Raw genomic sequence first — 26,493 nt, 5'->3', positions numbered from 1 at the left:
ACTTTCCACACTCTTTGAGATGACGCTCAAAGCGCCGGAGCGCCCGTCCGCTGAGGCTGCCTTCCAGATATTTCGATACCGGGTGACGCATGTTGATCATCGGCAGTCAGAGTGCACCAGCCACATGCGGCAGCGTCAGACGGGGGTTCGCACCTGCGCGAGGATCGCGGTGTGCCAGTTTGTCACGCAGCATGGTCCGGCCGCGGTGAATGCGTGACCGGACAGTCCCAAGTTTCACGTTCAGCGCAGCGGCGACCTCTTCATAAGAGAGGCCTTCGATATCGCAGAGCACAACAGCGGCGCGGAAATCGGGCGGCAGATCTTCCAAGGCCGCCTGAATGTCAAGATCGAGATTGTTGAATTCGAAACTGCGTTCCGGACCGGGGTCGCGACCCGGCAATCGGCTCTCGGCGTCGTCGGACAAACCATCGAAACGGATGCGCTGCTTACGACGCGCCTGGTCGAGGAACAGGTTGGTGGTAATCCGGTGCAACCAACCATCCAGCGTGCCAGGTTTGAATTTGGCCAGTGATCGGAATACGCGGACGAAGACCTCCTGCGTCAGATCCTCTGCGTCGTGGCGGTTTCCCGTCAGGCGGAATGCCAGACGGAATACTTTGGTGGAGTGGTCGTTGACCACTTGCTCCCACGTTGGCGGTACCCAGTCAGCGTATCCGTCAGCTGCGCCATCGGCGCCCGCCGCGGACAGCGAAGTTGTCGGCTCAGACATCGTTGCTCCCATCTTGCCTCGCAGAGGACCGTGAACCACCTAGCTTCCGGTGACGCCCGTCGACCTCGGTAGGGCTACGAGGCTGCCTCATCTGCGGATGTCCAATTTCTATAATGCCTGATAAAGCTGAACGTACACTGTAAAAATCCTGTCCCCTTGCAGGCGGATCGTCTGTTCTCCCCCGTTGCTCCCGGCGTCTGTTCTCCCCCATCATCCCCAGCCGATGATCCTTCGGCTAACACGTCGTCCCTGCGCCCTGGCCGTGAGCCACACAGCCCGCGGCCAGCCTATTCAGGCGATTTCTGTTTGCAACGTCAAGGGGTGTGTCCATATTCCGGCTCCGTTAACAGTAGGCTTGGCAAGTACGGTGGACATGTGGTGAAAGAAAGAGAAGGCATGAGCGCGGATAAGTCGACCAGTTGGTCCTATACGGAGTCGTTGCATGCAGAAGACGACGTCCTGTTGCGCGCCCGCGAACGTTCCCATGAACTTGGCGTCAAACCCGTCAGCACAGGCGTAGCTGCAACGCTGACGGTATTGGCCGCCGGTTCCAAAGCCCAAACGGTCGTTGAGGTTGGTGCCGGCGCGGGCGTCTCCGGGGTCTCCTTACTGCGCGGCTTGAGCACGCAAGCTGTCCTTACCACTATCGACGTCGATGTCGACCACTTGAGGGCGGCTCGTGAGGCGTTCTCCGAAGCTGGCATTGCGAGCAACCGCACGCGGACCATTTCCGGCCGCGCTGCTAACGTCCTGCCACGGCTGACCGATTCGGCGTACGACATGGTGTTTATCGATGCCGATAAACTGTCGTATCCCACGTACGTTGAACAAGGCGTCCGCCTGCTTAAGGTCGGGGGCATGCTCATCATCAACGACGCGCTGGACCGCGACCGCGTATCCAATCCGGCTAACCGCGAGGAAACGACAACCGTTCTGCGGCAAGTCGAACGAGGCATTCGCGAGGACGAACGGATGGTTTCTGCCGTCACCCCAACTGGCGATGGCTTGCTGCTGGCAGTCAAACACAGTTAGCAAGCCTGGCCGGAAGCCACTTCGTTGTTGCGGTCCTGCCGCCCCGGACTGTTGGAAACGACCACCCTACCCAGGTGACACCCCACCGTATTAGAAGGGTGCTGGGTCGTCGGTTGGTTTCTGTGATGGCTGCCTGTTCATCGCGTCGCCGGCGGTGCCGTTCTTTTTGGCCTTAGGTATTTGCCATGGATCTTTCCGGGGCGGTTTGACCCCGGTGTCGTGCTTTTGGCCCGCGGCTCCGCGCTGGTTTGAGCCCTTGGCCTGCTTAGCCGGTTTTGCCGGTGTCTTTTCCGCCCTGCCGGCGCTTTCTGCCTGGTGTTTGGCTTTGTTGAGCAGGGTGGCGATGTCGGGTACTGCCCGCATTTCGGGTAGTGGGCCTTCGGGAGTGTTCGAATATTTCCTGCCTGCCGGTGAGGTCCAGTCCACTCTGCCGTCGCGGTGCTGGATATCCCGCCACAGTTTCGCGGTCTTGAGGGCATGGCCGGGTTTGCAGAGTGGTTTCAGATTCGTCAGTTCGGTCTGCCCTGTCGGGTATGGGACAGTGTGGTCGAGGTCGCAGTGACGGGCGGCTTTATTGCACCCGTACCCGCGACACGTCCGGTCGCGCAACCGCACCATTTTTTGCAAGTCCTTCGGCACCGCATAGCTGTCCCGCCCGTACGACATCGGCGCCCCCGTCTCCAGATGAGTCAATAACCGCTTGAACGACGGGGCATTGGCCGACAGTTGTCGTGCGGTGTCCTCATCGATGGGACCGTACCCTTCCAGATCGGCCGGCTCATCCGATAACCCCATCAACGTCAACACCGGCACCACCACCAGCAGCTCAGCCTTAATCCCGGCATAATTCGGAATCCGGCCCGAACCCGGCGGATCACCACCACCGGTGCTTCCGGCGGCGGCAGGAGTATCTGCGGTGGCTCCGGCTACGGGAGGATCTCCAGCGACCCCCACCACCCCGGTGGATCCGGTGCTTCCGGCGGTGCCGGGTGCGGCAGGTCCGGTCGGGGCCCCCGGTGGCGGGTTTGTGCCGTAGAAGGCATCGTTGCCGGTGCCGGACAGGGCCGCTGGTGGTAGTCCGGTGCCGGTGCCGGTATGGAGCAGGTCCGCTGCCACATCAGCCCGCAACTGGGCGAGATCACGTGGTTCGTCGGGGCCCTGTAACGACCGGGCCAGGCCGGTCAGCCGGTTAAACGCCGCCACCGCGGCCTCGGCCGGCAGATACATGCTCAACCAGCACATCCCGTCCTCGACCGGCTCCACCACCACGGTCCGATCCGCGGCGGCCTTTTCCTTACGCCGCTTGATCGTCTCCGGGTGGGAGCGTTCCCGCACCCTGCGTGCCTTGGCCGCGACCAGGTGCTTCGCCCGCCCCGGGGCGAAGGCCACCATCTCGGCCTCAAAGTCGGGGTACGCCTCACGCGGGAGACTCCCGCACTGATCGGCAATCACTTCGGCCTGATCCGGATGCAACGTTCCTTGCGCGAGGGCGTCCAAGGTGACCGGCAGGGCACCGGTGAGCAGGTTACTGTGCTGGACCAGCCGGTCGGTCGCCCGCTTGGACAGGTCCAGCACCGTGCCGATCTCCGACTCTGCGACCATCGACGCCAACTGGTCGGCATCGGGGCCCGCCGGCGGCAACACATCTTCCTCATCAACCCGGTCGCCGGCGGTGGCACACACCCGGGAGACGGTTTTAGCTTTGAGGGCTTCGGCGGCCGAGACAAGCTTGGACGCCTCGTCCAGCAGATTCACCGCCTCCCGATAATCCAGGGTCTCAGGATCCAGGCGGGTCAGCCCGTTGATAATGCCCCGGGCCAGCACCGGCTTGTCCTTGAACCCCGCGCCACGAACCACGTCACGTTCCAAAAACAGCGTCACCAGCAACGGTTCAAACACAGACTCACCACCAGCGCCACCAGCACCACCGCCAGCGGCACCAGCGGCACCCGCAGCGGCGTCGTCAAAGGCACTGCGGCCCTTGGCACCACCGCCAGCGGCACCAGCGGCACCCGCAGCGGCGTCGTCAAAGGCACTGCGGCCCTTGGCACCGGCACCCGGCCGGCCACCGCCGTCGTCGTCAACACCCACTCGAACCGTCATAAAAATAGTCAACCATCGAGCACCGACAGTTTTAGAAGAATCAGGCCACCAAATATAACGGTCAGATAACGAAACTCAGGCAATCTTGGCCATGGGATCCCGGACGATCCCTAACCGCTGCGCGGCAGTCGAAAAATGGCCGCCCCACACCAATCCCCGGCGCCGAATGCCCCGCTCGTCGCACGGCAGCCCCACGGGAACCCGACGGTCGAAAGGCAGCTGCACTCCCGCCGTCACCAGCTGGAGAGTGCTCACGGCGCTGCCCAGCATTCAGCCACAAACGCGCGCCGGGGAACGACTCTGTCGCTATCAGTCGGCCGCTGCGCTGATGCCAGAGCTCTGATGCGCTCGAGGTGCAGGCCCACACTTCTTTGCGACGCGACCCGTCGCGCGACCGGCTTCACTCAGAGGTTCGAACCTTCGCCGCCAGCTGCCGCCTGGACGAGCCCGCACGCCGCTTGGGTAGCGGATGTCGCGCAGTCAGAGTCGGGCAAGACGGCATGCATGGCCAGTGCCCCTTCGTGCAGGCTGAGCAGCTGATTGGCGAGCAGGCCGGCTCGCGCGACGCCCGCCTCAGCGGCCAGTCGCTCGAACAAGTTGAGCAGCCATCGCTTCTCGTCCGCCGCCACCTGATGGGCCGGATGATCGGGGTCAGGCAGCTCGGCCAGCGCGTTGATGAATGCACAGCCACGCGGGTTCAGTTTGATCCACTCCCGGAGTACATCGAATGGAATCATCACCCGCTGCTGCAGCGACATTCCGGGTGCGGCCAGGGCTTCGTTGACTGCGGATCGCCAGCGGCGGTCCCTGTCAACGAGATAGGCGGCAACGAGGGCGTCCTTGGACCCGAAACGGTTGTACAGGGTCCGCTTGGTAACTCCTGACTGCTCGGCGATCAGGTCGACGCCGACAGCGGTGATTCCACGCTCGTAGAACAGTGCCGAAGCCGCTTCGAGGATACGTCGGGCGCCACGTGTCAGGGCATCGGGGTCGAGCGCAGTTGTGTTCACTGGTCTGTATACCTTACGCTGAGATTCAGTTACACAGATCAGTATATCTAACTGGAGGACGAATCACATGGCAGTTCCGAACAAGATGCTGGCGGCGCGGCTTACCGCCCACGGCGGTCCGGGAGCTCTTGAGCTGGTGGATGCGCCTGTGCCGTCGCCGGCCGCGGGTGAAGTCTTGGTTCGCGTGGACGCCGCCGCGCTCAACAACACCGATCTCTGGACGCGGGAGGGCGCATATGGCCTACCCGGCGATCCGCACGCACGATCCGGGTGGCGCGGGCCGATCGACTTTCCGCGCATCCAGGGCGCCGACGTCGCTGGAGTCGTCGTCCGGCTTGGTTCAGGCGTCGACTCCCGCATGCATGGCATCCGCGTGCTCGTGGATCCTGCAAACTACGATCAGGATGGCGACGACGCGAATCCCGTGGGCCTGCTCGGCAGTGAAAGAAACGGCGGGTACGCCCGCTACGTGACGGTACACGCCGACCGAGCCCACAACGTTGAGGGCTCACCGCTGAGCAACACGGAGCTGGCCTGCCTCCCGACCGCTTATGGGACCGCGCTCGGGATGCTGGAACGGGGACGCGTGCAAGCAGGTGAGACCGTCGCCGTCACCGGAGCCTCGGGAGGTGTCGGCCTGGCCCTCGTCCAACTCGCAGCAGCGCGAGGCGCAACAGTGATCGCGGTCAGCAGCGCCGGCAAGCTGTCCGCAGTGCGGCACGCCGGCGCGCATGAAGTGATCGATCGCGCCACGGACCCCTGGCAACAGATCGGGTCGACGGCGGCCGATGGCGTTGACGCCGTGCTCGACGTCGTGGCGGGAACCGGGATTACAACTGGCCTGCCGAGCCTGCGGGAAGGCGGCCGATGGGTCGTGGCCGGAGCCCTCGGCGGCTATCAAATCGACCTCGACATCCGCCGTTTGTACCTGCACAACATTGTCCTGCTGGGATCCAGCATGCACACTCCGGCGCACTTCCGAACCCTCGTCGACATCGCGAAACGGGGCTATGTCCGGCCGGTAGTTGCCGCCACCTATGAGCTCGCGGACATCCACCGGGCACAGGCGGACCTGGCCGCCCGGAAACATGTTGGCAAGCTCGTTCTGGTCAACGATTGAAACCGGCCGACGCCGACAGGTATCGAGCAGGAGTCCGGAGCCGGGAATCGGGACCTAGACGGTGGCTGACAGCTCCCGTTCCATGGGGAAGGCAGGCGGATGGACGTTGCCCATCTCCTCCAGCACACGGATCACCTGGGAGCTGTAGCCGAACTCGTTGTCGTACCAGACGTAGAGCACCACGTTATTGGCGGACGTGATAGTCGCCAGCCCGTCCACAATGCCCGACCGACGGGAGCCCACAAAGTCGTTGGACACCACCTCCGGCGAATCGATGTAGTCGATCTGCTTGTGCAGCGTGGAATTCAACGACATGTCACGCAGGTACGCGTTGATCTCTTCTTTGTCCGTCCCCTGTTCCAGATTCAGGTTGAGGATCGCCATGGAAACATCCGGCGTCGGAACCCGGATGGCGTTGCCGGTCAGCTTCCCGGAGAGTTCGGGCAGAGCCTTTGCCGCGGCCTTGGCCGCGCCGGTCTCCGTCAGCACCATGTTCAGCGCCGCGGAACGACCACGCCGGTCGCCGGTGTGGAAGTTGTCGATCAGGTTCTGGTCATTGGTGAAGGAGTGCACGGTCTCCACGTGCCCGTGGACGATGCCGTATTTGTCGTTTACCGCCTTGAGCACGGGAACAATGGCGTTGGTGGTGCAGGACGCGGCCGAGACAATTTCGTCGTCGCCGATCGTGTCGTGGTTGATACCGTGCACGATGTTCTTCAGCTCGCCCTTGCCCGGAGCGGTGAGCAGCATCCGTGCCACGCCGGGGCAGGCCAAGTGCTGCGACAGCCCCTCGGCGTCGCGCCATTTGCCGGTATTGTCGACGACGACCGCATCCCGAATGCCGTACTCGGTGTAGTCGATACTGGCCGGGTCGCCGGAGTAAATCACCTGGATCAGCGTCCCGTTGGCCAGAATGGTGTTGTTGGCCTCGTCCACGGTGATCGTGCCTTCGAAAGGTCCGTGAACGGAGTCGCGGCGCAGCAGGCTGGCGCGCTTGATGATGTCGGAATCGGACCCCCGCCGGACCACGATGGCCCGCAGCCGCAACCCGCTGCCACCACCGGAATGCTCAATCATGATCCGCGCCAGCAGCCGGCCAATGCGCCCAAAGCCATACAGCACGACGTCGGTACTGGTGCGCTCATCGGTGCCATGGCCACCGACGACGTCGGCCAGTTCAGTCCGCAGGAACTCCTCCAGGCCCAGCCCGGCTCCCTCCTGGCGGTAACGCACGCCTATCCGGGCGACGTCGATGGAGGCGGGTCCGAGATCAAGCCGGGTGAGCACCTGCAGAATCGGGAGGGTCTCCTCCAGCGGCAGTTCCACATTATCGATCTGGCGGGCGAACCGGTGCGCCTTCAACAGGCCAACCACTGATTGGTTGATCAGGCTTCGCCCATACACCGATATGACTACGTTGTTGTTGCGGTAAAGCTGACCGATCAACGGAATCATGGCCTCTGCAAGCGCCTCACGATTGATCCACTGGTCGAGACACTTCTCAGTTTGCTGGCTCAAGTAAATACCTTCCCGTCCCGGACGGTGCCGTCGTACGCCGTCGGCTGCGCCTGGATTGTGCTGTGTTCCGGCGCAGAGAAGAAGGCCCCCTTCGTGCCCGAAGGGGCATGCCCGCGGCGCTGCGCACATGAGTCATTGAACGGAAAGCATGGTGGGACCGCTTTCCGCCACCTCTATTCTAAGGCCGGCCATGCGCCGCCGGAGCACAAAGCGTGTGAGTTCACTCACCGGGGGCAGCGTCATTATTCCCCGGGTGCAGACCAGTCAGCCAGGAACGCGAGCAGCAGCCGCGCGCCGTAGCCCGTGGCGCCCTTGGTGATTTCATGTTTGTCCCCGTCGGCACGCGCCGGACCGGCAATATCGAGGTGCGCCCAGGGCGTTTGCCCGATGAATTCCCTCAGGAACAGCGCCGCGAAGACCGACCCGCCGCCAATATCGGTCCCCCGAGCAGCGATATGCGTCAGATCAGCAATGGGCGATTCCAGCGCGAACGTGTATTCGTCGGACAGCGGCATCGGCCACACCCGCTCCCCCGTTGCCTCCGCGGCCGCTTGGAAAGCACCGGTCAACTCATCCCGGTTGCTGTACAACGCGGCGTCATTCTTACCCAGCCCGACGGCGGCGGCCCCGGTCAGGGTCGCAACGTCGACCAGAACGTCCGGATTCAGTTGGCTGCTGGCATAGGCAAGCGCGTCAGCCAGCACCAGGCGCCCCTCGGCATCCGTGTTCCCAACTTCGATCGTGGTGCCGCCGTAGGCACTGATGACGTCGCCGGGCCGGTAGGACGAGGCGCCAATGGAATTTTCGGCCAGCGCCAACAGCGCGGTCACCCGGCAGGGCAACTCCAGTCTGGCCGCGGCCTGCAGCACTGCGAGAACGACGGCGGCGCCGGCCATATCGGTCTTCATCGGCATCATGGCCTCGCGAGGTTTGAGAGACAGGCCGCCGGAATCGAACGTGACGCCTTTGCCCACCAGCACGATGTGCGGAGTGTCGCTGCTGTCGCCGTCGCTGTTGGCCCCCTCGCTGTTGACCCCCTCGCTGCGGCGCTCTTCGTTGCCGCCGCCGTCGCGACTGCCGCCGTCGTACCCGAGTTGGACGAGCCGCGGCCCGCTCGGGGACGCCGCTCCCACCGCGTTCAAGGCACCGAAGCCCTCTTCACGCAGCTGTTTGTCCTCCCACACCCGGATGTCGAGGCCTGATTGCGCCGCTGCCCGTTCACATTGAGCGACCATCCATTCCGGGTTTTTAATGTTGGAGGGCATGTTCGCCAGGCTGCGGCTCAGCCACGTTGCCTGCGCTGCCGTTTCAGCCTGCTGAAGCGCCCCGGCGTCGGCGCCGATGATTTGCAGCCGGGCGGCCATCGGCTTGGGAGGGGTTGAGAGTCCGGCGCGCGGCGGGCGGTAGCCCCCCAGCAGGAACCCCTCCACGAAGGCGCGCTGCTCCTCCGGGGTGAGTCCGTCCACGACGCTCGACCGGAGTGTTCCTGCGCCAAAGGTCGCCCTGGCCAACGCCGCGCCCGCGCGCCGCAGACTGGTCAGGCTTTCATCACCGATGCCCAGCATTAACAATTTCGACGGCAGATCGTTACTGTTCCGCGGCGCCGGAAGCGTCAGCAACTCCCCTGCCTTGCCGCTGACCTCGTGGATCTCCGCCACGGCAGCGACATCGACGTCGTAAGCTATGGCCGCCTGGACCGCCGTGGGGCGGGGCTGCGGGGTGGCAGACTCACCTGGTCCGCCATTGGAAGCAGTGCCGTTGGAAGAAGCGTCGTCGCTGCGCGGGGCGGCAATAGGGACCACCAGAACGTCGACCCCGGCCGCACTGCCGGTCAGCGAGTCGCTGAATTCGGCGGCAGGCAGCGGAACGAGTTCAGTCATGACGGGCTCGAGGAGCGCGCGTTCCATGGTCCGGCGGGTGGTGTCAGCCATATTCTCTTCCAACCTCAGCTATCCGTGATGCCGAGCAGACATTCCTTCAAGCTGCCGGCCTCCTGGTCATTCATTTCCACAACCAGCCTGCCTCCGCCTTCCAGCGGCACGCGCATGATCAAGCTGCGCCCCTCCTTGGTGACCTCCATTGGACCATCAGCTGTTCGTGGTTTCATGGCCGCCATAAGGGAATATTCCTTCCACTGGTTTGACGCCGCAACTGCAACGCCGGTTGGGGACACATCGCGTGGCCGCGGGCACCCGCAGCATGCGGGCCCGCAGCGCACCACGCCGCACCAGGGCGATAGCACCAAGACGACAGCACGCGGGCCACACCATTGCCTATCTCACATTATCCTGTTTGCGGTTCCCGGGGTCCTTACGATTGCTCACGGCGGGTAATCGCCTCCGCCCGGCAACTCGTCCCACAGCCACAGCCAGGCCACCCAGACGATTTGCAGCAACGTAAACAGTACTATCACGCTGGCTCGATAGGCCCGGGACTTCGATACGTACACAGCCGCCAGTGCCAGCGGGAAGGCGGGAAAGAGCAACCGGAACGTGCTGGTCTGCGGGTGCAGGAAGACCAGCAGGTAGAGGAAGTAGGAGGCACACCACAGCCGCAGATCCGTGCCCAGCCGGCGCACCGCCGTCGAATCCAAATAGACGACGACGGCGGCGACCAGCAGCAGCGGTGCCACCCAACCGAGCACATCGCCGAACAACCGCTGGCCGGTCTGCACCCACGGCAGGAATGGAACAATCCCGCCATCAGAACGCCAGGCCGCCTCCGTTTCGGTATAGGCGCGCATGTCGCCGGTCACCCACCAGGCAATGGCCGGCCAGGCCAGCGCCCCGGCTCCGCTGACCATGGTCAGCAGCCCCGCCTTGGCTGCTTCGCCGGCCGGGAACGGGTCCGAGCGGCGGTGCCATATCCTCAGCAGCAGATGCACCAAGACCAGCAACGCAAACGGCACGCCTGTCGGCCGGGCGAGACACATCAACAGCACCAGCGGAACCGCCATCAGGTAATCGCGCCGCAACAACGCAAACAGCGATGCCGCAAGCAGCAACAAGTGCAGCGACTCGGCGTAGGGAACCTGGAGTATGGCTGAGACCGGGAAAGTGGAGACCAGCGCGGCTCCCCACAGCGCGTTCTCATGTGGACTGCGGCGGACGCCGGCCATCGCTGCATCGTCAAAGGTCCCGGAGGCGGATCCACGCAAGCGACGCCGGTCGATCAGCAGGAAGAGTTTGTAGATCATCAGCACCGCGCCCAACCCGGCCAGCGTGGCCAGCAGCGGTGCGGCGACGATCCACGGCAGCCCCGTAATGAACGTCAGCACCCGGACCAGCAGCGGAAACAGCGGGTAGAAGGCCCACGCGTTGGTCAGCGCGTTGCCGGAGTCATCCCGCGGGATCTCGCCGGGATAACCTTCGCTGTAGATCCGGTGGTACCACTCGGAGTCCCATATGTTGATGAAGTCCAGGTAGCCCGGCTCTCCGTCTCCCCACGGACCCGGCCCCTGGTGGCGGGCGACGGCCACGAAGATACACCACGACACGAACCGGGCGGCGGCGTAGACCAGCCCGACCTGGACATACCATGGCCAGCGCGCGAAGACAGGAACGAGGCTGCGCAACGGCGCAGCCAACGACTCCCCGGCAGTGGCCCGGCGGAGTTGGTCGTCGTGCATCAGGGTGCGGAGTCCGGCCGGTCGGCGGAGCCTGATTGGTCGGCGGAGTCCGGCTGAGGTGCAGGGTCGGCTGAGCCTGGTTGGTCGGCGGAGCCGGACTGGAATTCGGCCAACTGCCGATCCTTGGCGGCCAGGGCGTCCCGCAGGATATCGAGGACCTCGTCGACTTGGTCCATCCGGTATCCGCGCATTCCCGCGGAGAAACGCAACCGGTCGACGTCGGCCGGTGCCGGATCGTCGGGCAACAGCACGGGTGGCAGGTTCTGCGCCGGTTCCACCAGCCCCCGCGCCAGTGGCACTTCCCCGCGTTTCCAGTGCCGGGCCATCACGCCGTCGTCGTTTGCGGGGCCACCAGAGCGGTCGGAGCGACTAAACCTGCCCAGAGCCATCACGACGACGAATCCCGCCCCGAGCACGGCCAGGACAACCAGCATTAATGTCACAGCACCATCGTGCCAGATGGACAGGCGTGCAGCTGCCGACTACCGGTGGTGCGACACGTCCTCGACAAGGGACCGGACAGCGTCTTCGGGCGTGTCGACCAAGTGCACCAGATCCATATCCGACGGCGCAATCATCCCCTGCCCCGCCAGCGTTTCGTCCAACCATCCAAGCAAGGGAGTCCAGTAATCGGTGCCGATCAATACGATGGGGAAAGACGTGACCTTCCCCGTCTGCACCAGCACCATGGCCTCGAACAGTTCATCCAGGGTTCCCAGCCCGCCCGGCAGCACAATAAAGCCCTGGGCGTACTTGACGAACATGGTTTTGCGGGCGAAGAAGTACCGGAAATTCACCCCGAGGTCGACCCAGTCGTTCATCCCCTGTTCAAAGGGCAATTCGATGCCCAGGCCCACGGATACGCCGCCGGCTTCCTGAGCGCCGCGGTTGGCCGCCTCCATGGTCCCGGGCCCACCGCCGGTGATCACCGCAAACCCGGCTTCCACCAGCCGCCGCCCGATTTCGAGGCCTATCCGGTAGTGGTCGCTATCGTGACCGGTCCGGGCCGAGCCGAACACAGACACGGCGGGGCCCAGTTCGGCCAGGCTGCCGAAACCCTCAACAAACTCACTCTGGATCCGCAGCACCCGCCAGGGATCGGTATGGGTGAATCCGTCCGGAGTCCTGGTGTCCAGCAGTGACTGGTCCGACGTCGGAGCATGCGATAAATCGCGCCGCAATTCCACCGGCCCCTTGCGACGGGATGGCACGTCCGGATGATGGTTCGCCTCTGCCTTGTCACTCATTCAACAAGGTTAGCCCAGGGACACTTCCCATTGCCCAGGGGCCCTGTTGACCGGGGCAACTACAAATTCATTGGCACATCTTCCGGCGTTTCCCTTGCGCTCACCCTGCTCTTGGGTAACGTTGGGCGCACGTGACCCACGCAACAACTAAATAGTCCGGGCCAATCGGATCCCGCCGATGAGATTTCCCGGGACCCGCAGTGACCGGTCCGGCCAGCCAACCAGCGGAGGCTAACCGCGATGCTTACCAAACTGCATGACGCCTTGCGACTGCGGACCAGTCCACCGATCTTCTTTGGTTCCGCACTCGTGATCATCTTGTTCGTTGTAGCGACGATCGTGTTCACTGACGCCCTTGCGACCGCCACTTCGGCGGCCTCGGAATGGCTGATGACCAACCTCGGCTGGTTTTACATTTCGGGCGTCTCCGTTTTCCTCCTCTTCCTGATCTATATAGCGGTCAGCAAGTTCGGCCGGGTCAAACTGGGTCCGGATGAGGAACCTCCCGAGCACTCCCGCGGTTCCTGGTTTGCCATGCTCTTCGCCGCCGGCATCGGCTCCATCCTGATGTTCTGGGGCGTGGCGGAACCGGTCAGCCACTTTGGCAACCCGCCGCGCCAGGGCGTCGAACCAGGCACTGTCGAGGCCGCCAAAGACGCGATGACCTTCACCTATTACCACTTCACGCTGCACACGTGGACCATCTTCACCCTGCCGGCCTTGTGCTTCGCCTATTTCATTCATAAGCGCAATCTGCCGCCACGGGTCAGTTCGATCTTCCAGCCGATCCTCGGCGAGCGGATCCATGGAAGAATCGGCAAGACAATCGACATCATCTCGATCGTCGGTACGGTCTTCGGCGTGGCTGTGTCGATCGGCCTCGGCGCCCTGCAGATCAATGGCGGCCTGGCGCAGCTGTTTGGCATTCCGGAGAACGCACTGTGGCAACTCATCGTCATCGGCGTTGTATCCGGCGCTGCACTGATCTCGGTGGCCCTGGGGCTGGACCGTGGCATCAAGGTGTTGTCGAACCTGAATATCGTCGTGGCGGTGGGATTGCTGATCTTCATTGCCATCGCCGGACCAACGTTGTTCATGCTCAACGGCGTCTTCCAGTCCTTTGGTCAATATATTCAGGAACTTCCCCAGCTGGCCTTCTGGAACGAGGCCTTCCAGAACACCGGCTGGCAGAATTCGTGGACGGTCTTCTACTGGGCGTGGACGATCTCCTGGTCGCCTTTCGTCGGCATCTTCATCGCCCGGATCTCCCGCGGACGCACCATCCGGCAGTTCGTATCAGGAGTACTGGCGATCCCCGCTGGATTCTCGGTGATTTGGTTCGGCATTTTCGGGTACGCCTCGTTCGACATACAGCTCAATGGCGAAGGCGGCCTGGTTGAACGCGTCGTCGAAGAAGGCGATATTCCCGGTGCTCTGTTCGGGTTCCTCGAACATTTCCCGTTCACGTTCGTCATCTCTGTGATTGCAATGATTCTGGTGATCATCTTCTTTGTCACCTCTGTCGACTCTGCGGCGCTGGTCACCGACACCATGAACAATGGCCATGAAGACTTCAACCCCCTGGGCCAGCGGATCTTTTGGGCTATTGCCATTGGCGTGGTGACCGCCACCCTGCTGGTGTTCTCCGGAGCCGGCGGTCTTGAAGCATTGCAAACGACGATCATTCTGGTCGGGCTGCCCTTCTTCGTCATGGGCTATTTCCAGATGTATGCCATGCACCGAGCGCTGCGGGAAGACGGCGGCGAGCTGCCGCCGGTGAAAACCCGCCGCTGGAAGAAGGTGCTGCCACCGGAGGAGGTCGAGCGCCGTACCGACGAGGACGACGACTACGGGAGCGAATACGACGACGAGGAGGAAGTCGTCGTCGAACCGCAGGCAGAGGACGAGGTGCCTCAATTCCGTGACCCGTATATCCAGCCACCCGCAGGCAAGACCCGCCGGCGCAATGGCACGTTGGCGGGCCGGACGGGAAGCCGGAAGTTGTCGTATTCCTACCAGACCCGCCCCGAGAACGGGCCGACGGGGCCGACGCCCGAACCGCGGCACCGGAGCCGGGAAGCAGATCCGGACAATAGCTGAGTGGCCGGCGGTCACACGCCGATACCGAGGAGACCAGGTCACTCTTCGATCACGATTTTGGTCCAATATCTCCCGGTTACCCGATGACGGGCACGTGGTCGGCTACGCTGGGGTTCATTATGGCGGACACCACACGTGCGCCATTTTGGGCCACGTTGTTGTGAGGCCCAACGGGGAATTCGTCAGGAGAAAGGCCGGGTGTCAGTCCGCTCATGTCAGATAACGCAGGCGCAGCACCGATGGTCGCTATGGACAGCGTGCAGAAATGGTTCGGCAAGCTGCACGTGCTGCAGGATATCGACCTGCAGATCACCCCCGGCGAAGTGGTTGTGGTGATCGGCCCCTCCGGGTCGGGCAAGTCCACGCTGTGCCGGACCATCAACCGGCTGGAAACCATCGACGAGGGCGTCATTGCGGTGGATGGCCAGGAGTTGCCCAAGGAGGGCAAGAGCCTCGCCGGATTGCGGGCCGACGTCGGCATGGTGTTCCAGCAGTTCAATCTGTTTGCGCATAAGACAGTGCTGGAGAACGTCACCCTTGGCCCCATCAAGGTGCGTAAACATTCCAAGGCCGACGCCGATAGGAAGGCCCACGAGCAACTGCGCCGCGTCGGTGTGGACGACCAGGCAAACAAGTACCCGGCCCAGCTCTCCGGAGGGCAGCAGCAGCGCGTGGCGATCGCCAGGGCCCTGGCCATGGAACCAAAGGTGATGCTCTTCGACGAGCCCACGTCGGCGCTGGATCCGGAAATGATCAAAGAGGTGCTGGATTCAATGGTGGATCTGGCCAAGCAGGGGATGACAATGGTCGTCGTGACCCACGAAATGGGATTCGCCAGGACAGCCGCGCACCGCGTCAGTTTCATGGCCGATGGACGGCTGGTCGAGGAAAACACCCCAAATGAATTCTTTACCAACCCGCAGTCGGATCGGGCCAAGGACTTCCTCGGCAAGATCCTTGAGCACTGAATAAAGGAGAGAAGATGCAGTTCAAACGAAGGAAAGCAAGGGCAGCGATCGGAGCAATGGCGCTCGCGCTGGTACTTTCCGCATGCGGGGGCGGCTCCGGTTCCGGAGGCGACTCAGAGTACCCGATTGCAGAGAACCCTGAATTCGCCTCGGGCAGCACGCCGGCCAAACTTGCCGATTCCGGCAAGATCACCGTTGGCGTGAAGTTCGACCAGCCGGGGCTGGGCTTCATGCCTCCAGGCGAGGACAACCCGGTCGGGTTCGACATCGAGATGGCCAAGATTATCGCCGGTCAGCTTGGCATAGCTCCCAGCGACATTCAGTGGAAGGAAACGGTCTCCGACAACCGGGAACCGTTCCTGCAGAACGAGGTCGTCGACATTGTCATCGCCTCCTATTCCATCACTGAAGACCGGCAGAAAGTGGTCGGACAGGCAGGCCCGTACTACGTGACCGGCCAGCAGCTCTTGGTCCGTGAGGAAGACAAGGACAAGATCACCGGGCCAGAGGACCTGAAAGGCGTCAAGGTCTGCTCAGTCACCGGTTCGACCTCGATCGAGACGGTGACCAAGGAATACGGCGCCGAGCCAGTCCCCTTCGACACTTACTCGGCCTGTGTTCGGCAGCTGCAGAATGGCACTGTTGACGCCGTCACGACGGATGGAGCGATCCTTCTCGGTTACGCCGCGCAGAGCCCGGATGAACTGGAAGTTGTTGGCCCGGTCTTCAGTGAAGAGCGCTACGGTGTCGGCTATTACAAGGGCGACACGGAAATGTGCAAGTTCCTCACCGAGACGATCAACCAGTCGTTCGAGAACGGCAGCTGGAAATCGGCCTTCGAGTCAACCCTCGGCGAATCGGGTATTGAAACGCCCGAACCGCCGACGACTGATTCCTGTTCACAGGGCTGAATGAAATCCGGTTCCGCCGGTCTGTGACCGGGCCGGCGGAACCTGGACAATTCCAAACCCCACCGTGTGAGGAGACTTAATCCGTGGATGAGTACCTGCCCGAATTGATGCGGCGGCTGCTCGACGGCTTCAGCATGACATTGTTCTTGCTCGGCTGGTCCGCGTTGTTCGCCACGATCGTTGGAACCATGTTGGCGATCTTCCGGGTATCGCCAGTACCGCCGTTGCGCGCCTTCGGAACGAGCTATGTCAATATTTTCCGGAATACGCCCTTGGTGGTGCTTTTCATCCTCGCAGTCGAGGGCCTGCCGACTCTCGGGGTAGCGATACCCTTCGAGTGGTTCGCTGTCGTGACCCTGTCAACGTACACCTCCGCATTCATCTGTGAAGCTATCCGCTCAGGCATTAATACGGTGGATCCGGGGCAGGCGGAAGCGTCACGTTCCGTTGGCATGACGTTCGGCCAGACACTGGGGCAGATTGTGTTGCCCCAGGCCTCGAGAGCGGTAATTCCGCCGTTGACCAGTGTCTATATCGCTCTGGCCAAGAACACGGCCATCGCGGCTGCCTTCGGGGTAGTGGAAGCTACCGGACAGCTCAGCAACCTTATCCGGGATTTTGCGCCCTTTATCTATCCGTCGTTCTTTGCCATTGCAGGAGGCTACATCTTGATTGTGGCTGTGATTTCAGGAATCGCCTCGGCACTCGAGCGTAAATTGGCGGTGGTCCGATGAGCTCCGTCCTGTTCGAAGAACCAGGGCCCAAGACGCGTGCCCGACATCGCACTTGGGCGGTGCTCGGATCTATCGTCATTCTGGCGTTCCTTGCCTTAGTGATCCTCAAGCTCTGGACCGAAGGAGCGATCACCCCCGACAAGTGGTCCTTCCTGACCATGCCGAGTATCCTGCTCGGGCTCTTCGAGGCTCTACTGTCGACTCTGTTCGCGGCAGCAATCGCCATTGTTCTATCCGTCGTATTTGGGCTCATATTCGCTGCAGGACGCCTGTCACGTGTAGCCGTCATCCGGTGGCCCAGTATCCTCGTCATCGAGTTCTTCCGCGCCGTTCCACTGCTGCTGCTGATCTTCTTCATCTTCCTGGTCTACAGCGACGTCCTTGGGGCTCTGGGCTCACTCGTCATATCGCTGATGCTCTACAACGGTTCGGTACTTGCGGAAGTATTCCGGGCAGGCATTCTTGCTGTCCCCAAAGGCCAGGCCGAGGCAGGTTACGCCATTGGCATGAACCGTGGCCAAGTACTGCGGTTGATCCAGCTTCCACAGGCCATCCGGACGATGCTTCCGGCAATCATCAGCCAATGTGTAGTGGCTTTGAAAGACACGGCCCTCGGCTTCACCATTGCCTACCCCGGCTTCGTGCGCGAAGGCGAGCTGATCTTCACCTCGACCTTGTACAACAACCCGATCGCAGTCGGAATCGTCTTGGCCGCAGTGTTCATTGCGATCAACTACTCGCTGTCGCGACTGGCGGTCTATCTGGAAGGACGCCAGCGGGCCAAGATGGCAGGTCAGCAAGGAATGGATCAAACGGCCAGTACGACTGAAGCCACTGACGCCAATACCGGGGCGTAGCCGGCGCCGCCGGTCGCCGGAAGGCGCCCGCGGCAAGGCGGGCCATTCGCCGGAAGCCGGCCAGCTGACAGGACGTGTCCCGCCGCAAGCTGATCCGTCCCCGGTCAGGACAGCCAGCGCGTCAGCGCGGCCAGACAGTCCCGAATGGCCTCCGCGGACACGTGCTCGTCATCGCTGTGCGCGAGCAACGAGTCACCCGGGCCGAAGTTCACTGCCGGAACCCCGAGCTCGCTGAAACGGGCGACGTCGGTCCAGCCGTACTTGGGCTTTGCTTCCGCCCCGACCGCTTCGACGAAGCTCGCGGCGGCAGGGTGGTTCAGGCCCGGCTTGGCGCCGGCCGAAGAATCGGTGACGACGACGTCGAATCCGTCCAGCAGTTGCCGCACGTGTTCATGGGCCTGCTGCTCGGTTTTATCCGGGGCGAAACGGTAGTTCACTTCGACCACGTTGTGGTCCGGAATAACATTGCCGGCCTTTCCGCCTTGGATCCGCACTGCATTCAGGCTCTCCCGGAAGTCCAGCCCATCGACATTGACGGCGGCGGGTTCGTAGTCGCTCAGCCGGGTCAGCACCGGCGCCGCTGCGTGGATCGCGTTGGCCCCCATCCAGGCCCGGGCGGAATGGGCGGCCTTGCCCGTCGTCGTCACGTCGAAACGCGCGGTGCCGTTGCAGCCGCCCTCGACGTTCCCGTTGGTCGGTTCCAGCAGGATGGCGAAATCCGCCTGCAGCCACCCGGGATAATGTTCCGCCAGCCTACCCAGCCCGCTCAGCGACGCTTCGACCTCCTCGTGGTCGTAAAAGACATACGTCACGTCCCGGTTGGGCGCCGCCAGCCCCGCGGCGAGCGCCAGTTGAACAGCCACCCCGCCCTTCATATCCGTCGCTCCGCGTCCAAACAGAGAGGACCCGTCCCAGTGGGACGGCACGGTCCCCCGCGAGCCTTCCGTCGTGGGCAGCGGGACAGTGTCCAGATGCCCGGCCAGCACCACACGCTCATCGTGGCCCAGGTTCGTCCGCGCCATGATGGCATCGCCGTCGCGGACCACTTCCAAGTGGCCGAGGGCAGTCAAGGCCGCCTCGACGTCGTCGGCGATCTGCCGTTCGTTGCCGGAGACGCTCTCAATGTCGAGCAGCGCCGCGGTGAGCGAGGCCACGTCCTGCAGCTGAAGATGATTGTCCAAAGTAGTCACGTGACAAGACTACGACGACGACAGCGCGCGAGTATGGTTCAGCCTCTGGCGCGGATAAACTGGCAGGCATGACTTCAGCTGCCGAAAACGACACTGCATCTTCACGCCGCGCTTACGGATTCGGATTGGCCACCGTCGCCGCCGATTCAACCGTTCTGGACGTCTGGTACCCGGCCCCGGCGCTCGGGGCAATGGCGGACGCGGACCAGGCGATCGCGTTGGAGCTGTCCCAGGTCGCGGCCGACGGGGCCGACACCGACCGCGACGTGACCCTGCAGGCCGTTTCCGCCGACATCGACCTCGATGCCGCGCCGGTGGATGCCGCCGACGCCTACCTGCGGCTGCACTTGCTCTCCCACCGCCTGGTGCGCCCGAACAGCCTGAACATGGAGGGCGTGTTCGGCAAGCTGGCGAACGTGGTGTGGACAAACTTCGGCCCGTGCCGGCCGGAAGACTTTGAACTGACCCGGCTGAAGCTGCGCCGCCGCGGCCCCGTGCAGGTCTACGGCATCGACAAGTTCCCCCGGATGAGCGACTACGTGGTCCCCGCCGGCGTCCGGATCGCCGACACCGACCGGGTCCGCCTCGGCGCGCATCTGGCGACCGGATCCACGGTGATGCACGAGGGCTTCGTGAACTTCAACGCCGGTACGCTGGGCGCCTCCATGGTGGAGGGACGGATTTCGGCCGGCGTGGTGATCGGCAACGGGACCGACGTCGGCGGAGGGGCATCCATCATGGGCACCCTCTCCGGCGGCGGCAAGGAGAAAATCTCCCTCGGCGAGCGGGTGCTGCTCGGCGCCAACTCCGGGGTCGGCATCAGCATTGGCGACGACTGCGTGGTGGAGGCCGGACTCTACGTCACCGCGGGAACCCGGGTGCGCATCGTCGTCCCCTCCGACCGTCCCACCGAGGACCTGGCAAGTTCCGCTGACTCCGCCGGCGGGGTGCAGTCTGCCGACGGCCAGTCCGGGCAGCCGGCGCGCGGGCGCATCGTCAAGGCCGTCGAGCTGTCCACGGTGCCGAACCTGTTGTTCCGGCGCAACTCCACCTCAGGCGAAGTGGAGGCACTCCCCCGCCAGGGTCAGACCGTTGCGCTGAACGAAGCTTTGCACGCCAACTAGTGGACGATCGCAGATTCAGGCGCCGATTGAGAGGGTTCGCGGTGCTTGCGGTCCTTCTCGTGGTGGTGGTTGGCGGCATCGCCGTGGCCGTCACTTACCTGACCCAGAACCAGACGCTGGTTCGCGAGCGCTGCACCGCCGTCGTCGGCCCTGAATCCTATGAGCTCGATCCCGATCAGGCGGCCAACGCGGCCCTGATTGCGGGATTGTCGGTGAAGCGCGGTCTGCCGCCGCGCGCCGCCTCCATTGCCCTGGCGACGGCCATCCAGGAATCGAAGCTGCGCAATATCGACTACGGTGACCGGGACTCGGTCGGGCTGTTCCAGCAACGCCCGTCCCAGGGCTGGGGCACCACTGAACAGTTGATGGACCCCGTCTACGCCACCAATGCGTTTTACGACGTGCTGGTCGAGATTGAGGGCTACGAGAATCTCGCCGTTACGGATGCGGCGCAGCAGGTGCAGCGGTCTGCGTTCCCGGCCGCGTACGCCGATCATGAGGCCGAGGCCCGGGCCTTCGCCTCGGCATTGACCGGCCAGTCCACCGGAGCCTTGAATTGCGTGCTTCGCCAGCCGACAACCGTTGGCGACCCGCAGCAGGTGCTCGGGCAGCTGACGACGGCGTTCGGGGAACATTCGACGTCGGTCAGCGGGCGGCAGGTGCTGGTCCAGGCACAAGGCAGCACCGGGTGGGCCATAGCCCAGTGGGCAGTGGCCAACGCCAAGGCGCTGAACATCACCGGAGTGGACTACGCCGGCCTGAAGTGGTCCCGTGAACAGGCCCAATGGTCGGTCGCGGAGACCACGTCGGACACCGTCCGCATTACCCTCGCCGGCCCGGACGATATTAAGGAATAGCGGGCCCGGCGATTACACCAGCAGCTCGATAACCGGCTGCACGAAACTGCGCAGGTCTTCCTCGTCGTCGGGCAGGCTCTGGCTCATGATGAGCCGCTGCGGCTCGATATACCAGGCACGCGCCTCGCTCAGCGGCAGTTCAATGATGTTGAGCGTGAAAGCGCGCGCGTCCCGGCCCAGTTCCATCTCCCGTTCCTCGACGAGGTTCGCGAAGATCTCCGACCGTCCGGTGGCCTCGCGCCGAGTCTGAAGCTTGGTGTACTCGCTGCGGCGTTCCCGTCCCCATGTCATCGCTGCCCCGTAGTGTGCCTGGCAGAACCGCTGCAGCGCCGGAACTCCGGTGAAGACTGAGAATTCCGGAGGATCCAGGTTGGTCACCGCTTCGGGACGCCCCGTCGCCAGTGACTTCCACCACCGGCTCCACTGGTCACGCAATTCCGCTACCCCTCCGCAATGGGCAACTGTCTGCCGTGGATCCACCGTCCGGACCTTCGGGCTCGCCGGGGAAACTGCGGGAGTGCCTGTTCCCTCCAGACCAGCGGCATCGCGCAGGTAGAGTGCCGTGAGCATGACGGACGAGGTGTCCACTGTGATGTCCCAGCCGGGGCCACCGGAGTGGTGCATCGTGGTTCCTCGCTGAAGCCGGCAACAGGTTTGCACCTAGGGTAGCCCCTGTGGCGGCAGTACTCCACCCCTTGGACTGGCCGGGGCGGGGTGGTTGGGACGGCGGGCGGAGCAAGGGCCCCTGCCCCGACGGACTTTCGTTCATTCGGGACAAGGTGAAATAGGCTTGCGCTATGAGAATTCTCGTCACCGGCGGTAGCGGATATATCGGATCACACACCACACTGGAGCTATTGCAGGCGGGCCACGACGTCGTCGTCGTCGATAATCTCTCCAACTCCAGTCGGGAGTCGCTGAAGCGGGTGGAGGAGCTTGGCGGGAAGCAGCTCACCTTCCATCAGCTGGACCTGCTGGACGAAGCCGCTCTCAGCGCCGTCTTCGGCAAGGCGCCTATCGACGCCGTGATCCATTTTGCCGGCCTGAAGGCGGTCGGGCAGTCCGTTTCCGAGCCGCTGCACTACTACCACAACAACGTGGCAGGCACGCTCTCGTTATTGCGCGTCATGGATACCCATGAAGTCCGTTCCATTGTGTTCAGCTCCTCGGCGACTGTGTACGGGGCGAGCGAGGAAGTTCCGCTGCTGGAGAAGATGGAACTCAATGCCACGAACCCATACGGGCGGACCAAGGAACAGATCGAGGACATCCTCACCGACCTTGCCACCGCGGATCCGCGCTGGTCCGTGGCGCTGCTGCGGTACTTCAACCCCGTTGGCGCCCACGAGTCGGGCAGGATTGGCGAAGACCCTCAGGGGATTCCCAACAACCTGTTGCCGTTCATCGCCCAAGTGGCCGTGGGACGCCGGGAGAGACTGCGCATCTTCGGCAACGACTACCCCACCCCCGACGGCACCTGCATCCGGGACTACATCCACGTGGTGGATCTGGCTACCGGACATCTGGCGGCGCTTAACTACCTGCCGGAGCACCCCGGAGTGCACCGTTGGAACCTGGGGACAGGCAAGGGATCGTCGGTGCTTGAGGTGCTCGCCGCCTTCGAAAAAGCGGTCGGACATGAGTTGCCCAGCGAGATCGCGCCGCGGCGCCCCGGCGATGCGGCCGTCAGCTACGCCGACCCGTCGGCGGCGCTTTCCGATCTGGGATGGTCAGCGGACCGGTCGCTGGCGCAGATGTGCGAGGACCACTGGCGCTGGCAGAAGAACAACCCCAACGGGTACGACGCCGCGTAAGGGCTGGCCGGCGCGAAGCGGTCCGCGTATCAGCGGCCGGGACGTGCGCATCGCCCAGCGGGCCGTGGAGTTCCCCACCAATCCCACTTCCCTCCGGTATGGGACATTTGACCGGCGGCGCCGCCGGTTATTTGTCCCATTCCGGAGGGATTTCACCCGCCGAGGACCCCGCCAGCGACCAGAGCACCAACAATCAGGGGTTGACGCACCAATTCATGGCGTGTGGCGGCCGAACCTACCGCGCGGGGTAGTTCCGTTCGGTGTGTCCGGTGTAGAGCTGGCGCGGACGGCCGATCTTGGTTTGCTGGTCCTGCATCATTTCCCGCCACTGGGCGATCCAGCCCGGCAGCCGTCCAATCGCGAACAGCACGGTGAACATCTTCTCCGGGAAGCCCATGGCCTTGTAGATCAGGCCTGTATAGAAGTCCACGTTCGGGTAAAGCTTGCGTTCGATGAAGTAGTCGTCGGCCAGCGCCTTCTCCTCGAGCCGCATGGCGATATCGAGCAGTTCGTCGTTGCCGCCCAGCTTGGAGAGGATGTCGTGCGCGGTGTCCTTGACGATCTTCGCCCGCGGGTCGTAGTTCTTGTACACGCGGTGTCCGAAGCCCATCAGCTTCACGCCGGCTTCCTTGTTCTTCACCTTCTCCATGAAGTCCTCCGGCGCGGTGCCCGAGGACTGAATGTCGCGGAGCATGTTCAACACCGCTTCGTTGGCACCGCCGTGCAGCGGCCCGAAGAGCGCATTAATCCCTGCCGAAATGGAGGCGAACATATTCGCGTTGGAGCTGCCCACCAGCCGGACTGTGGACGTGGAACAGTTCTGCTCGTGGTCCGCGTGGAGGATGAGCAGCAGGTCGAGCGCCTTCACCATGGTCGGATCCATCTCGTACGGCTCGGCAGGCAAACCGAACGAGAGCCGCATGAAGTTCTCCACCAGGTTCATGGAGTTGTCCGGGTACAGCATCGGCTGGCCCATGGATTTCTTGTGCGCGTAGGCCGCGATGACCGGCAGTTTGGCCATCAGGCGGATGGTCGACAGCTCAACCTGCTCGTCGTCGAAGGGATCCAGCGAATCCTGGTAGAAGGTCGACAGCGCCGACACCGCCGAAGACAGCACCGGCATCGGATGGGCATCGCGCGGGAAGCCGCCGAAGAACCCCTTCAGGTCCTCGTGCAGCAATGTATGACGGCGGATCCGCTCGTCGAACGCGTGCAGCTGGGACGCGCTCGGGAGCTCCCCATAAATGAGCAGGTAGGAAACTTCCAGGAAGCTCGAGTTCTGCGCGAGCTGGTCAATCGGGTACCCGCGGTACCGCAGAATCCCCTCACCGCCGTCGATATAGGTGATCGCCGACGTCGTCGCGGCCGTGTTCATGAAGCCGGGGTCGAAGGTGACAGCGCCGGTTTCCTTCAGCAGTTTGGACACGTCGTATCCATCGTTGCCTTCAGCCGCCTTTACGCGTGCGAGATCAAGCTCACCGCCGTCGTACTTCAGGCTGGCGCCGTTCTGCTCGGTCATTTTGTCCCCTTATGGGTTCGACGATGAATGTGGCGCACCCCGTCCCAGCGGACGAATATGCACATACTCAGCTAAAACGCTACCGTCTGGTGGCCGCGATCTCTAATTCTTTGACACTTACAACGACTGCAACCGCTGAACGGCGGCATCAACGCGCTCGTCGGTTCCGGTCAGGGACACGCGAATGAAGCCTTCCCCGGCCTGGCCGTAAAACGTGCCCGGCCCGACGACGATACCCGCCGCCGCCAGCCGGCCGACCGTGGTCCAGGTATCTTCGCCGGCGGTGCCCCACAGGTACAGCCCTGCTTCGGAGTGCTCAACCCGGATCCCGGCCTGGCGCAAGGCGGGCAGCAAACGTTCACGGCGCGAACGGTACAGGTCCTTCTGCGCTTCCACATGCGCGTCGTCGTCGAGGGCGGCACGCATCGCCTGCTGAACCGGGAACGGCACAATCATCCCGGCGTGCTTGCGGCTGTTGATCAGATTGGCCATCAGCTCCGCGTCGCCGGCTGCAAACGCCGCCCGGTAGCCGGCCATGTTGGACTGCTTGCTCAACGAATAGACGGAGAGCAACCGGTGATGGTCCGCTCCGGCGACGTCAGGGTGCAGGATGCCGGGGACGGGTTCGCCGCCCCGATCGCTGTCCCATTGGTCCCAGCCGAGCTCGGCATAGCACTCGTCCGAGGCCACGACAGCCCCGGCTTCACGGGCCTGACGGACCACGGCGGCCAGCTGGTCCTTGCTGCGCACGATACCGGTGGGGTTGGCCGGGGAGTTGACCCACACCAGCCGCACTTTGGAGCGCGTTTCGTCGTCGAGCTCCTCCAGGCTGTCGGCAGCGACCGGAGTCGCACCGGCCAGCAAGGCACCAATGTCGTAGGTGGGGTATGCGACGGTGGGGCGGACGACGACGTCGCCGGCCCCCAGCCCCAGCAGCGTGGGCAGCCACGCGACCAGCTCTTTGGAACCGAGGGTCGGCATCACGGCGCCCGGATCAAGGTCCGGCACGGCGCGACGGCGGGCATACCAATCGACAATGGCGGTCCGCAGCTGAGCCGTGCCCTGTGTGGTGGGATAGCCGGGGGCGTTTGCCGCTTCAGTCAGCGCCTCCTGCACCACCATCGCAGTGGGGTCAACGGGTGTTCCGATGGAAAGGTTGACGGACCCATCCGGGTGTTCCGAGGCCTGCCGCACGTACGGGGCCATGGCGTTCCATGGATAATCCGGAAGACTCAGTCCGAAACCTTCCCGCGGAGCAGCGAACGTCACAGCTGGACGTCTTGGTTCTGCGGCGGCAGCACCGAAATAATCGGATGGTCCGTGTGCGTATTGCCGAGTTTGGCGGCCCCGCCAGGGGACCCTATTTCGTCGAAGAACTCGACATTGGCCTTGTAGTATTCGGCCCACTGTTCCGGAGTGTCGTCCTCGTAGTAGATGGCCTCCACCGGGCAAACGGGCTCACAGGCACCACAGTCGACGCACTCATCCGGATGAATGTACAGGGAGCGTTCGCCCTCGTAAATGCAGTCAACGGGGCATTCTTCAATGCATGCCTTGTCCTTGACATCCACGCATGGCTGGGCGATTACGTATGTCACGTCCCGACCTTCCTCTCGAATCCGCGCATCTGTTCACCTTCCATTGTCCCCCACATCCCCTGCCTACTCCTACCGGGCCCACGTGATCTACCGCATGAGGGGCAGCGCGAGCCCGGGTGCGGGACTTGTTGCCTGCAGGATGGAGTCGTGAGGGGCGGATGTGAAACTTTGCAGCCCTCTACCATGGGGCTGTGCCCTTAAATCGTGCTGCTCAAACACTTACCACCCTACCCGTGGGGACGCGGGTCGTGGTCCGCTACCGGATACCCGGCGGGCTGACCGACGCACTGGGGTACTTGCGCAGCGTCGATGAAGAACGCTGCATGGTCGAAACGCGCAGCTCGGAGGTGGTGATCGACCTGGCAGATGTCCAAGCGGCCAAGCCAGTTCCCCCTCCCCCGCCGCGCCGGTCTGCACGAGATGGCTGAGGAAC

The 26,493-nt window shown here is 63.4% G+C and carries 26 protein-coding genes and 1 pseudogene; 11 read left to right on the top strand and 16 right to left on the bottom strand.

The genetic code is table 11. The features are described from left to right. Nucleotides 1–7 precede the first annotated feature (7 nt). Nucleotides 8–91 (bottom strand): annotated as a pseudogene (locus tag H535_RS30345) (zf-HC2 domain-containing protein); the annotation flags it as partial. A gap of 15 nt (nt 92–106) precedes the next feature. Beyond that, nucleotides 107–730, bottom strand: coding sequence for an RNA polymerase sigma factor SigE (gene sigE / locus H535_RS0106220; protein ID WP_081416509.1), 624 nt, complete (start codon nt 728–730; stop codon nt 107–109). Between the two features lie 396 nt (nt 731–1,126). Between sigE and H535_RS0106215 the strand changes: the two genes are divergently transcribed. Then, nucleotides 1,127–1,762 (top strand): O-methyltransferase, encoded by a 636-nt coding sequence (locus H535_RS0106215; protein WP_026818870.1) that lies wholly within the window; start codon nt 1,127–1,129, stop codon nt 1,760–1,762. 90 nt (nt 1,763–1,852) lie between these two features. Here H535_RS0106215 and H535_RS27630 read toward each other — a convergent pair whose 3' ends face one another. From H535_RS27630 to H535_RS0106200, 3 genes are all read right to left on the bottom strand, one after another. Then, on the bottom strand, nt 1,853–3,865 hold the full coding sequence (locus tag H535_RS27630) for an HNH endonuclease signature motif containing protein (protein WP_155838575.1): 2,013 nt from the start codon (nt 3,863–3,865) through the stop codon (nt 1,853–1,855). Nucleotides 3,866–3,940: 75 nt separating this feature from the next. Next, on the bottom strand, nt 3,941–4,120 hold the full coding sequence (locus H535_RS0106205; protein ID WP_155838573.1) for a hypothetical protein: 180 nt from the start codon (nt 4,118–4,120) through the stop codon (nt 3,941–3,943). Nucleotides 4,121–4,269: 149 nt separating this feature from the next. After that, on the bottom strand, nt 4,270–4,875 hold the full coding sequence (locus H535_RS0106200; protein ID WP_026818868.1) for a TetR/AcrR family transcriptional regulator: 606 nt from the start codon (nt 4,873–4,875) through the stop codon (nt 4,270–4,272). A gap of 67 nt (nt 4,876–4,942) precedes the next feature. Here H535_RS0106200 and H535_RS0106195 point away from each other — a divergent pair, with 67 nt between their 5' ends. Continuing rightward, nucleotides 4,943–5,995 carry a zinc-binding dehydrogenase gene (locus tag H535_RS0106195; RefSeq protein ID WP_026818867.1) on the top strand — a complete coding sequence of 351 codons (1,053 nt, stop codon included), beginning with the start codon at nt 4,943–4,945 and terminating at the stop codon, nt 5,993–5,995. Nucleotides 5,996–6,049: 54 nt separating this feature from the next. Here H535_RS0106195 and H535_RS0106190 read toward each other — a convergent pair whose 3' ends face one another. The 6 genes from H535_RS0106190 to H535_RS0106165 all read right to left on the bottom strand — a co-directional run bounded on the left by H535_RS0106190 (nt 6,050) and on the right by H535_RS0106165 (nt 12,388). After that, a complete protein-coding gene (locus tag H535_RS0106190; protein WP_026818866.1) occupies nt 6,050–7,513 on the bottom strand; it encodes a glyceraldehyde-3-phosphate dehydrogenase in 1,464 nt (487 codons plus the stop codon). Nucleotides 7,514–7,755: 242 nt separating this feature from the next. Next, entirely contained in the window at nt 7,756–9,444 is a 1,689-nt protein-coding gene (locus H535_RS0106185) for a leucyl aminopeptidase family protein (protein WP_035768580.1), read from the bottom strand. Between the two features lie 14 nt (nt 9,445–9,458). Next, a complete protein-coding gene (locus H535_RS28295; protein WP_081416480.1) occupies nt 9,459–9,629 on the bottom strand; it encodes a DUF3117 domain-containing protein in 171 nt (56 codons plus the stop codon). 204 nt (nt 9,630–9,833) lie between these two features. Beyond that, nucleotides 9,834–11,141 (bottom strand): hypothetical protein, encoded by a 1,308-nt coding sequence (locus H535_RS0106175; RefSeq protein ID WP_026818864.1) that lies wholly within the window; start codon nt 11,139–11,141, stop codon nt 9,834–9,836. After that, nucleotides 11,141–11,575: a DivIVA domain-containing protein gene (locus H535_RS0106170; protein WP_051298638.1), complete on the bottom strand. Its 435-nt coding sequence runs from the start codon at nt 11,573–11,575 to the stop codon at nt 11,141–11,143. The genes H535_RS0106175 and H535_RS0106170 overlap by 1 nt, the downstream gene beginning before the upstream one ends. A gap of 48 nt (nt 11,576–11,623) precedes the next feature. Beyond that, entirely contained in the window at nt 11,624–12,388 is a 765-nt protein-coding gene (locus tag H535_RS0106165) for an LOG family protein (RefSeq protein ID WP_026818862.1), read from the bottom strand. Nucleotides 12,389–12,628: 240 nt separating this feature from the next. Here H535_RS0106165 and H535_RS23795 point away from each other — a divergent pair, with 240 nt between their 5' ends. From H535_RS23795 to H535_RS0106140, 5 genes are all read left to right on the top strand, one after another. Beyond that, on the top strand, nt 12,629–14,488 hold the full coding sequence (locus H535_RS23795) for a BCCT family transporter (protein WP_081416479.1): 1,860 nt from the start codon (nt 12,629–12,631) through the stop codon (nt 14,486–14,488). A 239-nt stretch (nt 14,489–14,727) separates the two neighbouring features. Beyond that, a complete protein-coding gene (locus H535_RS0106155; protein WP_155838596.1) occupies nt 14,728–15,456 on the top strand; it encodes an amino acid ABC transporter ATP-binding protein in 729 nt (242 codons plus the stop codon). A 14-nt stretch (nt 15,457–15,470) separates the two neighbouring features. After that, nucleotides 15,471–16,367, top strand: coding sequence for a glutamate ABC transporter substrate-binding protein (locus tag H535_RS0106150; protein WP_026818860.1), 897 nt, complete (start codon nt 15,471–15,473; stop codon nt 16,365–16,367). A gap of 83 nt (nt 16,368–16,450) precedes the next feature. Next, nucleotides 16,451–17,101: an amino acid ABC transporter permease gene (locus tag H535_RS0106145; RefSeq protein ID WP_245580191.1), complete on the top strand. Its 651-nt coding sequence runs from the start codon at nt 16,451–16,453 to the stop codon at nt 17,099–17,101. Further along, entirely contained in the window at nt 17,098–17,958 is an 861-nt protein-coding gene (locus tag H535_RS0106140; protein WP_026818858.1) for an amino acid ABC transporter permease, read from the top strand. The genes H535_RS0106145 and H535_RS0106140 overlap by 4 nt, the downstream gene beginning before the upstream one ends. A gap of 104 nt (nt 17,959–18,062) precedes the next feature. Here the strand turns inward: H535_RS0106140 and dapE are convergent, their stop codons facing one another. Then, a complete protein-coding gene (dapE, locus tag H535_RS0106135) occupies nt 18,063–19,148 on the bottom strand; it encodes a succinyl-diaminopimelate desuccinylase (protein ID WP_026818857.1) in 1,086 nt (361 codons plus the stop codon). Nucleotides 19,149–19,216: 68 nt separating this feature from the next. Here dapE and dapD point away from each other — a divergent pair, with 68 nt between their 5' ends. Then, nucleotides 19,217–20,272, top strand: a complete 1,056-nt coding sequence (dapD, locus tag H535_RS0106130) for a 2,3,4,5-tetrahydropyridine-2,6-dicarboxylate N-succinyltransferase (protein WP_026818856.1) — start codon at nt 19,217–19,219, stop codon at nt 20,270–20,272. Continuing rightward, a complete protein-coding gene (locus tag H535_RS0106125) occupies nt 20,272–21,129 on the top strand; it encodes a hypothetical protein (protein ID WP_035768532.1) in 858 nt (285 codons plus the stop codon). Before dapD ends, H535_RS0106125 begins: the two co-directional genes overlap by 1 nt. Before the next feature lie 12 nt (nt 21,130–21,141). On the opposite strand, the gene H535_RS0106120 is transcribed toward H535_RS0106125, so the two are convergent. Continuing rightward, nucleotides 21,142–21,753, bottom strand: a complete 612-nt coding sequence (locus H535_RS0106120) for a hypothetical protein (protein ID WP_026818854.1) — start codon at nt 21,751–21,753, stop codon at nt 21,142–21,144. 173 nt (nt 21,754–21,926) lie between these two features. Between H535_RS0106120 and galE the strand changes: the two genes are divergently transcribed. Further along, nucleotides 21,927–22,943 carry a UDP-glucose 4-epimerase GalE gene (galE, locus tag H535_RS0106115; protein ID WP_026818853.1) on the top strand — a complete coding sequence of 339 codons (1,017 nt, stop codon included), beginning with the start codon at nt 21,927–21,929 and terminating at the stop codon, nt 22,941–22,943. Nucleotides 22,944–23,178: 235 nt separating this feature from the next. Here galE and H535_RS0106105 read toward each other — a convergent pair whose 3' ends face one another. The 3 genes from H535_RS0106105 to fdxA all read right to left on the bottom strand — a co-directional run bounded on the left by H535_RS0106105 (nt 23,179) and on the right by fdxA (nt 26,060). Beyond that, a complete protein-coding gene (locus H535_RS0106105) occupies nt 23,179–24,462 on the bottom strand; it encodes a citrate synthase (RefSeq protein ID WP_026818852.1) in 1,284 nt (427 codons plus the stop codon). 117 nt (nt 24,463–24,579) lie between these two features. Continuing rightward, the gene (gene dapC / locus H535_RS0106100) at nt 24,580–25,731 is read right to left on the bottom strand and encodes a succinyldiaminopimelate transaminase (protein WP_026818851.1); all 1,152 of its coding nucleotides are present in this window, start codon (nt 25,729–25,731) and stop codon (nt 24,580–24,582) included. After that, on the bottom strand, nt 25,728–26,060 hold the full coding sequence (fdxA, locus tag H535_RS0106095; RefSeq protein ID WP_026818850.1) for a ferredoxin: 333 nt from the start codon (nt 26,058–26,060) through the stop codon (nt 25,728–25,730). Before fdxA ends, dapC begins: the two co-directional genes overlap by 4 nt. A gap of 233 nt (nt 26,061–26,293) precedes the next feature. On the opposite strand from fdxA, the gene H535_RS28290 reads away from it, so the two are divergent. Further along, complete coding sequence (locus H535_RS28290) at nt 26,294–26,488, top strand: putative acetyltransferase (protein WP_245580189.1); 195 nt, start codon at nt 26,294–26,296, stop codon at nt 26,486–26,488. Nucleotides 26,489–26,493: the final 5 nt, after the last annotated feature.

This window comes from Arthrobacter castelli DSM 16402 (genome assembly GCF_000430705.1).
Lineage (GTDB): Bacteria > Actinomycetota > Actinomycetes > Actinomycetales > Micrococcaceae > Arthrobacter_C > Arthrobacter_C castelli.
This window is presented reverse-complemented; position numbering and strand designations above follow the sequence as displayed.

What these genes read in the sequence shown, in the direction of transcription:
- H535_RS0106140 (WP_026818858.1), top strand. Translation starts at nt 17,098, where the DNA reads ATGAGCTCCGTCCTGTTCGAAGAACCAGGGCCCAAGACGCGTGCCCGA.
- H535_RS0106185 (WP_035768580.1), bottom strand. Translation starts at nt 9,444, where the DNA reads ATGGCTGACACCACCCGCCGGACCATGGAACGCGCGCTCCTCGAGCCC.
- H535_RS0106155 (WP_155838596.1), top strand. Translation starts at nt 14,728, where the DNA reads ATGGTCGCTATGGACAGCGTGCAGAAATGGTTCGGCAAGCTGCACGTG.
- galE (WP_026818853.1), top strand. Translation starts at nt 21,927, where the DNA reads ATGAGAATTCTCGTCACCGGCGGTAGCGGATATATCGGATCACACACC.
- H535_RS27630 (WP_155838575.1), bottom strand. Translation starts at nt 3,865, where the DNA reads ATGACGGTTCGAGTGGGTGTTGACGACGACGGCGGTGGCCGGCCGGGT.
- dapD (WP_026818856.1), top strand. Translation starts at nt 19,217, where the DNA reads ATGACTTCAGCTGCCGAAAACGACACTGCATCTTCACGCCGCGCTTAC.
- H535_RS0106195 (WP_026818867.1), top strand. Translation starts at nt 4,943, where the DNA reads ATGGCAGTTCCGAACAAGATGCTGGCGGCGCGGCTTACCGCCCACGGC.
- H535_RS0106150 (WP_026818860.1), top strand. Translation starts at nt 15,471, where the DNA reads ATGCAGTTCAAACGAAGGAAAGCAAGGGCAGCGATCGGAGCAATGGCG.
- H535_RS0106170 (WP_051298638.1), bottom strand. Translation starts at nt 11,575, where the DNA reads ATGCTGGTTGTCCTGGCCGTGCTCGGGGCGGGATTCGTCGTCGTGATG.
- H535_RS0106215 (WP_026818870.1), top strand. Translation starts at nt 1,127, where the DNA reads ATGAGCGCGGATAAGTCGACCAGTTGGTCCTATACGGAGTCGTTGCAT.
- H535_RS28295 (WP_081416480.1), bottom strand. Translation starts at nt 9,629, where the DNA reads ATGGCGGCCATGAAACCACGAACAGCTGATGGTCCAATGGAGGTCACC.
- H535_RS0106120 (WP_026818854.1), bottom strand. Translation starts at nt 21,753, where the DNA reads ATGCACCACTCCGGTGGCCCCGGCTGGGACATCACAGTGGACACCTCG.
- sigE (WP_081416509.1), bottom strand. Translation starts at nt 730, where the DNA reads ATGTCTGAGCCGACAACTTCGCTGTCCGCGGCGGGCGCCGATGGCGCA.
- H535_RS0106175 (WP_026818864.1), bottom strand. Translation starts at nt 11,141, where the DNA reads ATGCACGACGACCAACTCCGCCGGGCCACTGCCGGGGAGTCGTTGGCT.
- H535_RS0106165 (WP_026818862.1), bottom strand. Translation starts at nt 12,388, where the DNA reads ATGAGTGACAAGGCAGAGGCGAACCATCATCCGGACGTGCCATCCCGT.
- H535_RS23795 (WP_081416479.1), top strand. Translation starts at nt 12,629, where the DNA reads ATGCTTACCAAACTGCATGACGCCTTGCGACTGCGGACCAGTCCACCG.
- H535_RS0106105 (WP_026818852.1), bottom strand. Translation starts at nt 24,462, where the DNA reads ATGACCGAGCAGAACGGCGCCAGCCTGAAGTACGACGGCGGTGAGCTT.